The organism is Paenibacillus sp. Marseille-P2973 (genome assembly GCF_018101095.1).
GTDB classification, from domain to species: Bacteria; Bacillota; Bacilli; order Paenibacillales; family Paenibacillaceae; genus Fontibacillus; species Fontibacillus vini.
In genome coordinates, this window is record NZ_JAGQEH010000005.1 from 85,242 (window position 1) to 99,063 (window position 13,822).

9 protein-coding genes are annotated in these 13,822 nt (G+C 47.6%); 1 reads left to right on the top strand and 8 read right to left on the bottom strand.

Annotated features, from left to right (window positions below; all coding sequences use genetic code 11):
• The 3 genes from KB559_RS12500 to KB559_RS12510 form a co-directional block, all read right to left on the bottom strand.
• Positions 1-1,323 carry a glycosyltransferase family 4 protein gene (locus tag KB559_RS12500; RefSeq protein WP_211022272.1) on the bottom strand — a complete coding sequence of 441 codons (1,323 nt, stop codon included), beginning with the start codon at positions 1,321-1,323 and terminating at the stop codon, positions 1-3.
• A 10-nt stretch (positions 1,324-1,333) separates the two neighbouring features.
• On the bottom strand, positions 1,334-3,160 hold the full coding sequence (locus KB559_RS12505; RefSeq protein WP_211022273.1) for a non-ribosomal peptide synthetase: 1,827 nt from the start codon (positions 3,158-3,160) through the stop codon (positions 1,334-1,336).
• A gap of 204 nt (positions 3,161-3,364) precedes the next feature.
• Positions 3,365-4,069 carry a response regulator transcription factor gene (locus tag KB559_RS12510; RefSeq protein ID WP_211022274.1) on the bottom strand — a complete coding sequence of 235 codons (705 nt, stop codon included), beginning with the start codon at positions 4,067-4,069 and terminating at the stop codon, positions 3,365-3,367.
• A gap of 396 nt (positions 4,070-4,465) precedes the next feature.
• On the opposite strand from KB559_RS12510, the gene KB559_RS12515 reads away from it, so the two are divergent.
• The gene (locus KB559_RS12515; RefSeq protein WP_211022275.1) at positions 4,466-6,187 is read left to right on the top strand and encodes an alpha-amylase family glycosyl hydrolase; all 1,722 of its coding nucleotides are present in this window, start codon (positions 4,466-4,468) and stop codon (positions 6,185-6,187) included.
• Positions 6,188-6,262: 75 nt separating this feature from the next.
• Here the strand turns inward: KB559_RS12515 and KB559_RS12520 are convergent, their stop codons facing one another.
• From KB559_RS12520 to KB559_RS12540, 5 genes are all read right to left on the bottom strand, one after another.
• The gene (locus KB559_RS12520) at positions 6,263-7,933 is read right to left on the bottom strand and encodes a glycoside hydrolase family 13 protein (RefSeq protein ID WP_211022276.1); all 1,671 of its coding nucleotides are present in this window, start codon (positions 7,931-7,933) and stop codon (positions 6,263-6,265) included.
• A 47-nt stretch (positions 7,934-7,980) separates the two neighbouring features.
• Positions 7,981-10,053 carry a methyl-accepting chemotaxis protein gene (locus tag KB559_RS12525; RefSeq protein WP_247681781.1) on the bottom strand — a complete coding sequence of 691 codons (2,073 nt, stop codon included), beginning with the start codon at positions 10,051-10,053 and terminating at the stop codon, positions 7,981-7,983.
• Positions 10,054-10,153: 100 nt separating this feature from the next.
• Positions 10,154-10,999: a sugar ABC transporter permease gene (locus KB559_RS12530; protein WP_211022277.1), complete on the bottom strand. Its 846-nt coding sequence runs from the start codon at positions 10,997-10,999 to the stop codon at positions 10,154-10,156.
• Positions 10,996-12,291, bottom strand: coding sequence for a sugar ABC transporter permease (locus KB559_RS12535; RefSeq protein ID WP_211022278.1), 1,296 nt, complete (start codon positions 12,289-12,291; stop codon positions 10,996-10,998). The genes KB559_RS12530 and KB559_RS12535 overlap by 4 nt, the downstream gene beginning before the upstream one ends.
• 84 nt (positions 12,292-12,375) lie before the next feature.
• Complete coding sequence (locus KB559_RS12540; RefSeq protein ID WP_211022279.1) at positions 12,376-13,701, bottom strand: sugar ABC transporter substrate-binding protein; 1,326 nt, start codon at positions 13,699-13,701, stop codon at positions 12,376-12,378.
• Positions 13,702-13,822: the final 121 nt, after the last annotated feature.

The following is a 13,822-nucleotide window of genomic DNA, read 5'->3' on the forward strand; positions in this document are numbered from 1 at the left end:
TCACCTTCTTTCCTGTAGCATCGCGATCAGACGTTCACGTTTCTCGGACGTGAGAGTTTGAACCCGTTCCAGCACATCGTGCTTACGGCGGTCTTGCCCCTGATTCACGGCCGATAACGATGTAGTCCCGCCTAAGTCTTGCTCTTCCGCCTTATCGATGATTTTTTGGAAGTAAGCTTCGAACGGCTCAATACCTAAAGCGGCATGAAACCGGGTGGCATGTTCATAAGAAGCGGCGGATAGCGCCTCATAATGATCTCGGTCCGTAGTCAAACGGTCCAGAGCTTCCGACCAAGGACCGAGTTCCTGCTCCGGAATGACGGGAATCGGTACGCTGTCCGCAAGCACCTCTTCCTTGACATACTGCCGTATCGGTCTGACCGGCAAAATGTAATCCAATTGCTGCTTCGCTTCCGGCAATCCGCCGACATGACTGGCGAGGACGGGGATACCGCGCAGCATCGCCTCGACGACGACCTGCCCGAACGACTCCCCCCACAGCGAAGGCATCAGAAACACCTTGGTCTGTTTGTAAATCTCGTTAATATTATCAGCCGGCTTCAAAATCGTAATGTTAGGAAGGGATCTCATTTCCTCCAGCTCGTCTTCCTTCGTCGCCCAGGTCGGAACTGCCGCAAATTGAAGATGAGGCATCATCCGCGCCAATCCGATAAAGATCGAAAACCCTTTAATCGCCGAGGGATTGATTACGGTAATATACTTGCTGTCGAAACTCGCCAAGAAAGGGAATGGCCCCGGACCGTACGAAGGAAAATAAATGACCTCGGAATCGACGCCGGCGTAGTCCGCAAAATAGTCTTTTAAATAACGGCTAACCGAAATGACGCCGTCCAATCTCTTGTACAGGCCGATTTTCGGCAGGTCCTCCTGAAAGCACTCCGGCCCGAATGGCAGCGTGGCTTGGCTATGCGATAGATAAATCGTGCGCGTACCGGTTTCCAGTACCGTTTCCAGCAGCAGATGGGTATTGTCCTCCGATACGACCGTGACGTCCGGAGAAAATTGTTCGATCATACTCCTGATGAACGGGAACACCTTGAATTTTTCTTTTATCGTGTAAGAGATGACGCCGTTTTTTAAAATGACCAGCTTCTCACCGGGATGATTCTCCAGTACTTCAATTGCGCCGGAACGCAGCTGTGCTGCCAAAAGCTCTTCGAATCCGTTGATGGACACCGCGGGAGAAATCACGCGGCATTCATGCCCCTTCGCTGCAAGTCCTTCCATCAGTATACGGTTGGCTTTATGCGCCCCGCCGTACGGATACAGGTACTCCATCGACTGAACCAGCAGTATTTTCATGATCTCCCTCCTAGGCCTGATTTTCCAGCTCGGCAAGCAACAGCTCTAACTCGGCAGGATCAAGCTGCTCCAACTGATATTGCTCCAGCGTTGCAGCCATTTGCTCAATAGTCGGCTGGGTCCCGAAAATAATATGCAGCGGAACATCTCCTCCGATAAGTGAGCGGATGCGTGATACGATTTGCGTAGCCATTAACGACTGTCCGCCAAGTTCGAAAAAGTTGTCGTGTACGCCAACCTTATCGAGCTTCAACACTTCGCTCCAGATCGCGGCAAGCTCTTTCTCCAGGTAACTGTTTGGAGCGACGTAAGGAACACCGAGATCCGGCCGGGCATCTTCCATGGACGGAAGATGATGACGATCGATTTTGCCGCTGGTCAACAGAGGGAATTGCTCCAAAAACAAATAGCGGGTAGGAATCATGTAACTCGGGAACTTCGACAGCAGGTAACTGCGAAGCTCGCTGATATTCGGCTTGACGCCGTTTGCCGCTTTTAAATAAGCGCCCACGTAATTTTTGTCGGCGTTATAAACTACCACCGCCTCTTCGATCCCGCCATATTCCCTCAAACTATGCTCCAATTCCCCAAGCTCGACTCGAATCCCCGACACCTTCACCTGATGATCGGCTCGTCCTACCCATTCCAATGCTCCATCCGGCCTTCTCACGCACAGATCGCCCGTACGATACAACCGGTCGCTGTAACCGTCTACAAAAGGGTTATCCAGAAACGCCTTGTCCGTCAGCTCCTGTGCATTCAAATATCCGCGAGCCAGACCGAGGCTGGAAATGTACAATTCCCCGGTTTCGCCGGATTCCACCGGCTCCATACGGGCGTTCAGCAGATAGACCGCACTGCCGGTCAGCGCCTCCCCGAGGGAAACCGAAATATCGTCGGTCTTGCAATGATGAATCGTGGCGCAAACCGTCGTCTCTGTAGGCCCGTAGGCATTAAGAAAACGGACTCTCGGCGCCCAGTACTGAATCAGCTTCCTCGTGCAGGCCTCACCTGCGGTAATCAAAGTTTTAAGATGGGGTAGTTCTTCCTGCGGCAGACCGTTCAACAGAGACGGCACCAAGGTAACCACGGAAATCCGCTGCTCATTCAAGATCCGGTGCAGGTCATCCCCTGCATAAGTCCCTTCCTCCGGCAGAAGCACGAGCGTGGCTCCGGCGATCAGCGTCGTAAAGATCTCGGAGACGGAAGCGTCAAAAGAAAGAGAGGCATATTGCAGCACTCTGTCCTGGTTGTCCAGATGAAACTGCTCGATTTGCGCAAGCACAAGGTTAGGGATGCCGCGATGCTCAATCTGGACCCCTTTCGGTCGTCCGGTCGAACCGGAGGTATAAATGACGTAAGCCAAATCGGAAGGAGCGCTATTTACTCCAAGATTTTCTCCGGACAGCTTGCAAAATTCATCGTATTCTTGATCCAACAGCACCACGTCAGGCGTAACGCTTGCCACAGCTTGCCGAACCGCATTTATTTTTGATTCCAAGCGAGTAGTTAAAAGGATAGTCTTGATGTCCGCTTCGGCTACCATATGCGCAATCCGTTCTTCCGGAAGGGTCGTGTTGATCGGTACATAGGCGGCCCCGGACTTCATTACGGCAAGGATTGAAACAATCAGATCGGGCGAACGCTCCAAGAAAATTCCGATCAATTGCTCCGGTCCTGCGCCCTTCTCTTTCAAATAGCGGGCAAGCCGATTCGCTCTTTCGTTGACTTCCCTGTAACTTAACCGAGTTTTGCCGAGTTCCAGACAGCAATGATCGGGATACCGGCTTACAACGTCTTCAAACATCTTGTAAATCGCGGAAAAATGTTGGTCCATGCTTGTCCCCCTTTGGATTTTCTGCCGATCTTTCCGGCTCTTATTCTTTCAGGCTTTCCTACGCAGACTTACCGGCCTAAGCACTTGTGCAAACGTTAGCACCAATGACAATATCTTAACAATTCAAGTTAAAGTTCAGTTAAAGTCCAGCCAGGAAAATACATAAAATTTAATTCGGTTTCAAAGGATGAAGAAATGATTACCTCATTGTGCGGCTTTTCCGTTAAATTTGTAGCCGGCTCCCCTGACAGTGTGAATATAGAACGGATTGCTGGGATTTAATTCGATTTTTTGCCGCAGATTGTAGATATGCACCATGACCGTCCGGAGATCGCCAAGCTTGTTGTCGCTCCAAATCAAGTCATACAAGGATTCGATGTGAAAAATACGATTGGGGTGTTTGGCGAGGAGCACGAGAAGTTGAAATTCTTTGGCGGATAACAGGGTTTCCTGGCCGTGAGAAGTGACCGACTGAGCCGACAGGTCGATTTCTAAGCCCGGAAAATGCAGCAAATGCCGCTGATTTACCGGAAAAGTGCCCTTATATCTACGAATCAGCGCCTGGACCTGTGCAAGCAGCAGTTCAAGGTTCAGCGGTGTTCGGATGTAATCGTCTCCGCCTGCGCTTAACCCGGAGATGGTCAATGCCTCATCGGAACCGGTGCACAGCAGAAGAATCGGGCTGTCGCTGAACCGCCGGATTTCAGTGCATAAATCAATGCCCACCTTAGCGGAGATCGTCATATCGACCATAATCAAGGTTGGTGCGTGGGCACGAACCAGAGTGACGACGGCCGACTGGTCCGCCGGGCTGCAGAAGACATCGAACCCGTGCTCAGACAGAAATCGAAACAGAAAGTGGCATAAACTATTATTGTCACAGACAACAATCATTTTTTCACGACTCAATCTCCGTATCCCTCCTAATGATTTTGTGCAAGCGTTATCACTTATTTATATCATTTACAAAACCGTGCTCCTCGTCAACGATCAATTGGTACTTTATGTAATAATGGTTCTAAAGCTCTACTTTTTATTAAAGATAATTTAAATAAACCCATTTAATTCCTGTATTGCGAACAGTATTCACTGATCAGCGTACAATCCTTACCGTGTAAACAGTGATAAAAGCATAGTAATTCATTGTAAACTAGAGAAAGTGTGTATTATCTCCAACCTAATCGCCCACAATCATCCCGTATGGCTGTTTTAGGCAGATTTTTCGAGTGCAAACGTTTTAACAAAATGTTAATCTCAGGTATGATGAAGACATTAGCAAGTATGTGATAGGGGGAATGAAAATCCATGACTAAGCAACATCCCAAGCTTTTACGTCAATCCGTAAATTGGATTGGAAGCGCTGCCTTAACGGCTGTTCTCCTAGCGGGCTGCGCCTCAGGCTCCGGCAATAATGCTTCTGACGCCGCTAAGAACAACGGGGCGAACGCGAACACTTCAAATGCTGCGAATCAGCAGAATGCCGGAAATACCGGTAAAACTTCTCTCAAACCAGTCGCTATAGACACACAGCCATCGACGGTTTATTACGAGGTGTTTGTCCGTTCTTTTTATGATTCCGACGGAGACGGAATCGGTGATTTCAAGGGATTGACGGAAAAGCTCGATTACCTGAACGACGGGAATCCCGACACGGACGAGGATCTGGGAATCGGCGGAATCTGGCTGATGCCGATCAACCCTTCGCCGAGTTATCACGGGTATGACGTATCCGATTACCGGGATATTAACCCGGATTATGGCACCCTGGAGGATTTCAAAACCTTTTTGGACGAAGCCCACAAGCGGGGAATTAAAGTCATCATGGATCTTGTCGTCAATCATTCCAGCAAAGAGCATCCCTGGTTCCTCGATGCGGCCAAGAATAAGGACAGTAAATACCGCGATTGGTACATTTGGGCTGAGGACCAAAACTTGAAGACTGGCGGAACCAGCGCGGCCGGCAGCGGAAGTCCTTGGCATTCGGCGGGCGGCAGCCATTACAAGGGCATCTTCTGGGAAGGTATGCCTGATCTCAACTTCGACAATCCGGAGGTCCGCCAAGAAATGAAAGATACCGGCCTTTTCTGGCTGGAACAAGGCGTCGACGGCTTCCGGCTGGATGCGGCAAAGCATATTTACGAGGATATCCTGACCGACAAAGGGCAGGAAACGACCGATAAAAACGTGAAATGGTGGCAGGAATTCCGCGAGAGCCTTGTTGGAAAATATCCGGATACTTATCTCGTCGGTGAAATCTGGGATCCGTCACCTGCTTTGATTGCAAATTATCTGGATAATGCGCTTGAATCCGGTTTTAACTTTGCCCTGTCGGAAACGATCATCAGTGCCGCCAAAAGAGAAAAAGACAACAATATCGGGTTTCCCCTGAAAAAGGCTTACATCTTGTATAGTGAAAAATCCGGTGGCAAGTTTGTGGACGCTACATTCCTGAGCAATCACGATATTAACCGGGTCATGACGCAGCTTGAGGGGAATACCGACCATGCCAAAATGGCTGCTGGATTGCTCCTGACTCTGCCGGGCAACCCGTTCCTTTATTATGGCGAAGAAATCGGCATGCTCGGCGCCAAACCGGACGAAAGCATCCGCGAACCGATGCAATGGTATGCAGGGGGTAAAGGAGAAGGGCAAACCACCTGGGAGCCTGTAAACTTCAATACCGGCGAGAAAGGCTCCAGCGTTGAAGAGCAGCTCTCTGATCCGGACTCCCTCCAGTCCCATTACCGCAAACTGATCGCCATCAGAAACAGCGTGCCTGCGTTGCAAGACGGTACGATCAGAGATATGGATTCCGGCAATGACTCTGTCACCGCTTTTCTCCGTCTAAACGAGCAGCAGACCGTGCTGGTAGCGCATAATCTTACGGGGACCGAGCAAAGTATCGATCTGTCTAAAGCCGGAGATGACTACAGCTTCAAGTCCATCCTGAAGGCAACCCGTGAAGGGGCAACCTTGGAGGGCAGCAAGCTGACGATTCCGGGGTACACGACCTTGGTTATTGAATAATAAAAGCGGCCTGCGGTTGCCAAGTTCCCTCTCGGGTTCTGGCAACTGCAGGCCGCTTTTGTTTCTCTCGATACACTATTCGTTTAATAGGTAAACTCGTGCTTCATAGGGTTTTAGTGTAAGCTCCGAAATAGTTTGCTTCCGGTCCACTTCAACATTACTGAGAAGCAATTCCGAAGAAGCGTAGTTGATGCCCTGAGGAAGCTTAATCTCAGCCTCTTCCGCAAAAAGATTGCATATTACCAGCAGCTTCTCCCGTCCGAGCGTCCGGGTATACGCGTATACGCGAGCATGCTCAGGCAGGATCAAGTCATACGTTCCATATACTGCAACCGGATGAGCTTTCCGCAAAGCGATCAGTTTTTTGTAATACTGATAGATTGAGTCCGGGTCTTCCATCGCCTTTTGCGCGTTAATCTCCCTGTAATTCGGGTTCACACCGAACCATGGCTTCCCTGTGGTGAAGCCCGCGTTATCCGAATCATCCCACTGCATCGGCGTCCGGGAATTGTCGCGTCCGTTCTTCCAGATCACCGGCATGATTTCCTCATGACTCTTTCCATTCGCCTTCTCGATGTTATACCAGTTCCTCATCGATACATCGTTATAGTCTTCAATCGTAGGAAATTGTACGTTGGTCATTCCGATTTCCTGGCCCTGATAAATAAACGGCGTTCCTTGCATCAGAAAATACATCGTCGCCAACGCTTTGGCCGACGTATCCCAATACTCCCCGTCATTCCCCCAAGTGGACACCGAGCGGGGCTGGTCGTGGTTCTCCAGGAACAGCGCGTTCCAGCCTTTGCCTTCCAGACCCTTCTGCCATCCCGACAGGATTTCTTTCAGCTTCAGCAGATCGAGCCCGTTGTCCAGGCTCTTCTGCCACAAGCCTAAATGCTCGAACTGAAAGATCATATCGAATTTTCCGTCTTCTTCGCCTACCCATAGATCCGCCTCGGATACACTGACCCCGCTGGCTTCGCCGACGGTCATAATGTCATACTTGTCGAACGTTTCCCGTTTGAGTTCTGACAAAAGCTCATGGATGCCTTCGCGATTCATATGTCCAGCTTCTGACGGCAAATACCTCAGGTTGTTCGGATTCGGCATATCCGGGAATCCCGCCGTCTTCTTAATGTGAGAGATGGCATCCACCCGGAAGCCGTCGATCCCCTTGTCAAGCCACCAGTTGACCATGTCGTAAATCTCGCTTCGCATCTGCGGATTCTCCCAGTTCAGATCCGGCTGTCTCCGCGAAAAAACGTGCATAAAATATTGCCCGGTCTCCTCTTCGTACTCCCAAATCGAGCCGCCAAACAAGCTGGCCCAGTTGTTCGGCTCCATCCCGTCCTTGGGATCGGCCCAGATATAATAATCCCGTTTCGGATTGTCCAACGAGGATCTGGACTCGACGAACCAAGGGTGCTCATCCGAGGTGTGGTTAATCACCAGGTCCATGATCAGCTTCATACCCCGCTCATGCACTTTCCGCAGAAGTTCGTCAAAATCCTCCATCGTCCCGAACTCAGCCATAATATCCCGGTAATCCGAAACATCGTATCCGTTGTCATCGTTCGGCGATTTGTAGATCGGGCATATCCAGATGACATCAATCCCCAATTCCTCTAAATAATCCAGCTTGGATATCACGCCTTGCAAATCTCCGATGCCGTCTCTGTTGCTGTCCATAAAGCTTCGCGGATAAATCTGATAGGCTACGGCCTCTTTCCACCATACGTTGTTCATTTTGAAACTCCATTTCTATAATTATGTCGATTCCAGATGCAAATCTGCTATTGCTTCCCATCCGCCGATTCTATCTGAAACACGCTCAATGATTGTTTCAGCGATTCCGACAGTTCCTCCAGACGGTTGGATAAGCGTACGAGCTCTTCGCTTACCTTATACTGCTCGGATGACATGGAGGCCACTTCCTCGGTGGAAGCGTTCGTCTGCTGAACGACCGAGCTGACGCTCGTAATAAAATCACGCAACGCGTTTTGGGAAACCATCAATTCCTTTACGGAAGCCGAAGAAGCCTGGATTTCCCCGGTAAAGCTCTCCATCTCCCGGCTAACATTTTGGAATATCTCGGAGGCTTCCCTTACTGAGGCAAGCTGCTCATCGAACATCGGCGTTACGCTCAGCAGGACGTTGACCGTATCTTCGATCGCAGCCTGGATTTCCTCGGTCATGGCCGATACATTCTGGATCGAGTCATTCGATTGGGCCGACAATTTGCGGATTTCTTCCGCAATTACCATAAAGCCCTTGCCTGCATTTCCTGCACGTGAAGCCTCAATCGAAGCATTCAACGACAGAATGTTCGTCTGCTTCGTCATTTCAATCATCGGTGCCAAAATACTCCGGATCGAATAAGTGCTTCTGCTTAGTTTGCCGGAGTTTTCTTCAATCATAGCGGTCATTCGGGATACCGCTTCTGTCTTGTCCACTAATTGCTCCATATAATCCCGGCCCTGGCGGCTCACCTCGATGACACGCCCTGCCGACTCATCCATGGCGTCATTCAAATCGGCCACCCGATTCATTCTGACGCCTATTTCTTCCGCCAGATCCGTCCCCTTGTCCGCCTCTTCGGCCAAGCTCGACGCACCCTGTGCGATTTCGCCCGTAGCAGCTGCAATCTCGCCTGCCGTCTGGGAAGTATCCCGCGAGGCTTTGGTTAAATTCTCGGCCGTAACCAACAGTTCCTGAGTAGAGCCGTTAGTCCGGTCAACCAGCAGCGAAATCTGCCCCAACATGTTATTGAAGCTCTGTCCAAGACGCCCGATCTCATCCCTGCTCTTAAAATTCGTGCGAACTTTCAGATTCCCGCGCTCGCCTTCCTCCATCAATCGGGACAGCTTCTGCAGCGGTTTGCCTACCATTCTGAACAAATAGTACCCGATTGCCGAGGCAACCAGGATCGCGAATAGCAGAACAAACAAAGTAACATAAATCAGCCTATCAGCCGCACTCAAAAAGTCGCTTTCGGGCGCATAACCGATGAGCCGCCAATTCACGGTTTGCAGCTGTCTATAGACAACAAGCTGTTTGATTCCTTTTTCATCGGTGGTGGTAAAGGAAGCTTCGCCGCTTTTCAGTTGATCTTCATTCAAGCCAATGAACGATTTAGATTCAATCAACTCTTTATCCGCCGAATGGACAATGACATTGTCCGGCGTAATGATGCGAACCTCTCCGGATTTACCGATTTTCAAGTTAGATAGCGTGCTTAATATTGCCTTATCTTTTATTTCGATCAACAGGATGAACTCGGCCTCCGGGCGCTTCAAATTTTGCAGTACCCGCCCCATCGTGATCGTAGGTTCATTTAAACTTTCAAAGAAGCCTTTCTTCAACCCGGGAATCCATACGGGCTTGCCTGCCCCATCGATCATGCTTTGTATTCTAGCCTTTACATTTTCATTATCCTTCTGGGCTCCGCTTGCCCCGGACGAGGCATAAATGCTGGAGAGGTCTTTACTCACCAAGCGAATCCCCAGCAAACGGGCATCCGAGCCTTTCATCGCGTCCAGCTTGTTCTTGATTCTTGTTTCCGCATCCGTCTTTTTAATGATCCCGACATCCGGTGTGGTCACCGTTTCTAAATCCACCTTCAAGACCTGATCGACAGCCATTTGCCGGGATATCGACTCGTATTCCGTAAAGAGAAAGTCCAGCTTGTCCGCTGCTTGTTCAATAGCTTGCGAAGAGGCTGTGCCAACCTGTCCCCGGATAATTTCCTTGGACATCATATAAGAACTTATCCCGAGAATTGCTGACATAAGTACAACGGTAACGAACAAAATCATAAACAGCTTCATACCAACCGACTTAAATTGAATCAGACCTCTAAGCTTCAACTTCTGTCTCCCCCTTTGACGGACAAGCCTATGTATTGAAAATAAGGGTATAGTCTCAGATAACTTCGGTTTCTGAGATTATACCCTTGGCAAAAACTCGTTACCCTTTGCTCGCTCCGGACGTCAATCCTTCAACCAGCAAGCGCTGCATGAAGATAAAGAGAATTGTAATCGGAACCGAGATCAGTACCGCACCTGCGGCAAACACGGTAAAGTTGGTATTCTGACTGTTAGCAACCATGTCCCACATTCCTACTGCAACCGTCCATTTATGCTTAGAACGTAGAATCAATCTTGCGAAGATAAAGTCTACCCATGGTCCAACAAATTGTAATAATGCAAGATAAGTCAGAATTGGTCTAGACAAAGGCAAGATAATGGATCCAAATATTCTGAAATTACTTGCTCCATCAATACGAGCCGCCTCATCAAGTGATCGTGGTATCGTATCAAAGAAGCCTTTGGTAATTAGGGTTAGTCCTAAAGGAGCCCCAGCAGCATACACCATAATAAGTGCGAGGTGAGTATCTATAAGGCCCCATTCTTTAAATAGAAGAAAAATAGCGATCATACTCATAAACCCAGGGAACATCCCCAGTATTAACAGTACTGACAATGCATTTTGACGGCCGCTAAAACGAAATCTTGAAAGGGCATAGCTAGTCAGCAAGGTAAGCAATACGCCTAAAATCATCGAAGCTAGAGATACCTTTAACGTGTTCATATACCATTGCGGAAACATGACTTGGTTTGAAGTAAATAACTCACTAAAATGTTCCAGCGTAAATTTCTCTGGGAACAATGTTTTACTATACAGCGATTTTCCTGGGCGAAAAGCTCCAAGTATGATCCAAAGCGCAGGGTAAATCGCGGCAATAGCCAATATAATCAATACGATATAACTCGAAGTTAAACGGATACCATTCCGTACTTTTAGCCGGCTCATTGGATCATATCCTCCTCTTTAAATGACTTGGTTCTGCGATAGTTGTAAATCGAGAACGAGGCAATGATCAAAAAGATAATAATACCTATTGCTGAAGCCATGTTGTATCGATTACTGGTCAATGTAAGTTTATACAACCATGTTACCAGCAAGTCTGTTGCTCCTGCGTTTTGATATGACCCTTTGACCGGATCGCCTCCGGTTAGGAGGAAAATAACGTTGAAGTTATTTATATTTCCTGCAAACTGTGTAATTAAGGTTGGTGCAGTAGTAAACAGGATCATTGGTAATGTAACGATTCTAAATTTCTGATATCCCGTAGCACCATCCACCTCGGCAGCCTCGTACATATCTTTCGGAATAGTCGTCAATACCCCCATAATTAACAGCATAGATACAGGCACGCCTACCCACATATTAACTAGGATAACCATTGCTCTAGCCCATGTTTCATGTGTCAGCCATGGCGCTCCCGGTATTCCAAAGTAGTTCAAATACTGATTAATCGGGCCGAATTGGCCATTAAACATATTTCTCATAACAAGAAGTGAAATGATTTGTGGTATTGCGTAAGGAATAATTAATATTGTTCTCCAAAAGCCTTTAAATTTAATTCCCTTTTGGTTAATAAGCAATGCCACAAACATACCGCCGAAGTACGTAGTTACTGTAGATAATACCGCCCAGATGATCGTCCAAGTAAGAACTCCGTAGAAGGTTTTACTCCAGCTTTTTAGAGCCAATAAATTTTTAAAAGTGTCAAATCCCACCCAGTCTACCAACATGGTAGGCGGGATATGTTTTGGAGCCGAGTAGTTTGTAAATGCCAGCATAATCATGAATATAATGGGCATTACTGTAAAAAACAAAATACCAATCGCCGGCAGAGTTAAAAACGTAACTGCAAATTTATAATCCAAAACGTAGCGAACGGATTGTTTGAAGTTATTGGGCTTTATGCCACGGTCTCTTTCTTCACCAATTTTCCTAGCATCTCGAATATTTAAATAGTAAGCAATCAAGAATAACACAAGATAGATCAACGTAATCAAGCTTTGAATCATTATAAATATCGAATGGTCGTAATCATTAAGATTATTTGGGGTTCTCGGTGTCTCACCTAATGTAACTATCCCCCAAACAGCATATCTTAAGTTAAGAATGAAGTAGCCGACACTAAATATTCCAAATGCTAGAAAAATTAATCCCTTGATAATTTGGCGGTTATATATTTGTCCCAAGCCCATGAACAGTACTGACAGTATCGTTGCTTTGTTCCGATGCTGACCCATTTCCCTACCTTCTCCTCTCCCTCGGAAATCAAGGTTACCCGCCGCTATTGGCGGCGGGTAATAAATTTATTAGGGTGATCGGGTTTACTCCGCAGCTACCCCGTTGTTCAAATCAGTAATTTGTTTAACTGCATTTTCAAGAGTTGCTTTTGGATCTACATCTTTGTTCCAAATGTCAGCAAAAGCTGCATTCGCCGCACCCCAAACATTATTCATTTCAGGAATCGAAGGCATTGGCTGCGAATTCTTAGCTTGCTCTGCAAACCCGGAAATAAATGGATCGTTCTTGATTTGATCCGTTTCCAAAGCTTCCAGGTTAGTAGGAATTGAACCGATCAATTCACTGAGAAGCAATTGTCCATCTTTGTTTGTTGCAAAATCAGCATACAATTTGGCGGCATTTGGATACTTAGTAAATGAACTTACATCATAAGTTTTGATACCGGAGAACGTAATAGCTGTTTTACCAAGAACCGTAGGAACTGGAGCCAGACCTAAATTGTCTCCGAGAGCTTCTTTATATGCTGCAAGTTCCCATGGACCGTTGATATCCATTGCAACATCTCCTGCAGTGAACAAGCCACGTTTAATGTCGCCGTTGATATCACCGCTTGGTACAGGAAGAATTTGTTTAAGATCTTGGAAAACTTTCATGCCTGCAAGGGCTTCAGGGGTTGCAAGACCGATATCGTCTTTGTTCGTCCCGTTATCACCGAAGAGATATCCACCATTACTTGCGATGAATGGGTAGTTAAAATACAAGTTCCCGGATTCCCACATGAGAGCGTATTTTTTCTTGGTTTTATCGGTGAATGTTTTACCGAAATCAATTAGCTCTTCAAATGTTTTTGGAGCCTCAGGGATCAGAGACTTATTGTAATAGAGAGCTGTCGTTTCAGCCGCTCTTGGATATCCATACAACTTGCCGTCAAAGGAAGCACCCACAATAGACGCCTCTGTATTTCTTGATTTCGTTTCCTCTGCAAATACGTCATTCTCCAAGATCAAACCGGTAGTTACTGCATTACCGATGTGGTCGGAAGGGATTACGATGATGTCTGCTCCAAGACCCGACGGACCGTCAGTAGTCAATCTACCGATTTGATCCGGAACCGGCACTTCTTCAACACGGACCTTTACACCATATTTTTCTTCAAACTTCTGAGCGATTTGCTCGGTAAATGCAATTTCTTCTCTACTTTCCCAAACGAGAAGCTCTGCGCCGTCTTCAGGCTTGATCTCTCCCGTCGTTGCGTCATTGCTGCCGGTATTCTGATTCTCTGCTGCCGTGTTGGACGGCGCAGGTGTGTTCGCCGCGTTGTTGGTTTTGTTGCCGTTGCCTCCGCATGCTGTAATGGATGCAGCCAGTGACAGCGTAGCGAGTAAAACTAATGTTCTCTTGAATTTCATAAAGCTAACCCCTCCCAAATTTTATACAAAGCAAGAGTTACAGAATTTTGCGCAAACGATTTCAGAGATGAATGATAAATTCCTAGTTTTTTTTGTTTCTTCAGGGAATTCCTCATCTTTC

Bases quoted from the DNA above. Each gene is read 5' to 3' on its own strand.
- KB559_RS12500 (WP_211022272.1), bottom strand. From the start codon at position 1,323: ATGAAAATACTGCTGGTTCAGTCGATGGAGTACCTGTATCCGTACGGC.
- KB559_RS12505 (WP_211022273.1), bottom strand. From the start codon at position 3,160: ATGGACCAACATTTTTCCGCGATTTACAAGATGTTTGAAGACGTTGTA.
- KB559_RS12515 (WP_211022275.1), top strand. From the start codon at position 4,466: ATGACTAAGCAACATCCCAAGCTTTTACGTCAATCCGTAAATTGGATT.
- KB559_RS12520 (WP_211022276.1), bottom strand. From the start codon at position 7,933: ATGAACAACGTATGGTGGAAAGAGGCCGTAGCCTATCAGATTTATCCG.
- KB559_RS12530 (WP_211022277.1), bottom strand. From the start codon at position 10,999: ATGAGCCGGCTAAAAGTACGGAATGGTATCCGTTTAACTTCGAGTTAT.
- KB559_RS12535 (WP_211022278.1), bottom strand. From the start codon at position 12,291: ATGGGTCAGCATCGGAACAAAGCAACGATACTGTCAGTACTGTTCATG.
- KB559_RS12540 (WP_211022279.1), bottom strand. From the start codon at position 13,701: ATGAAATTCAAGAGAACATTAGTTTTACTCGCTACGCTGTCACTGGCT.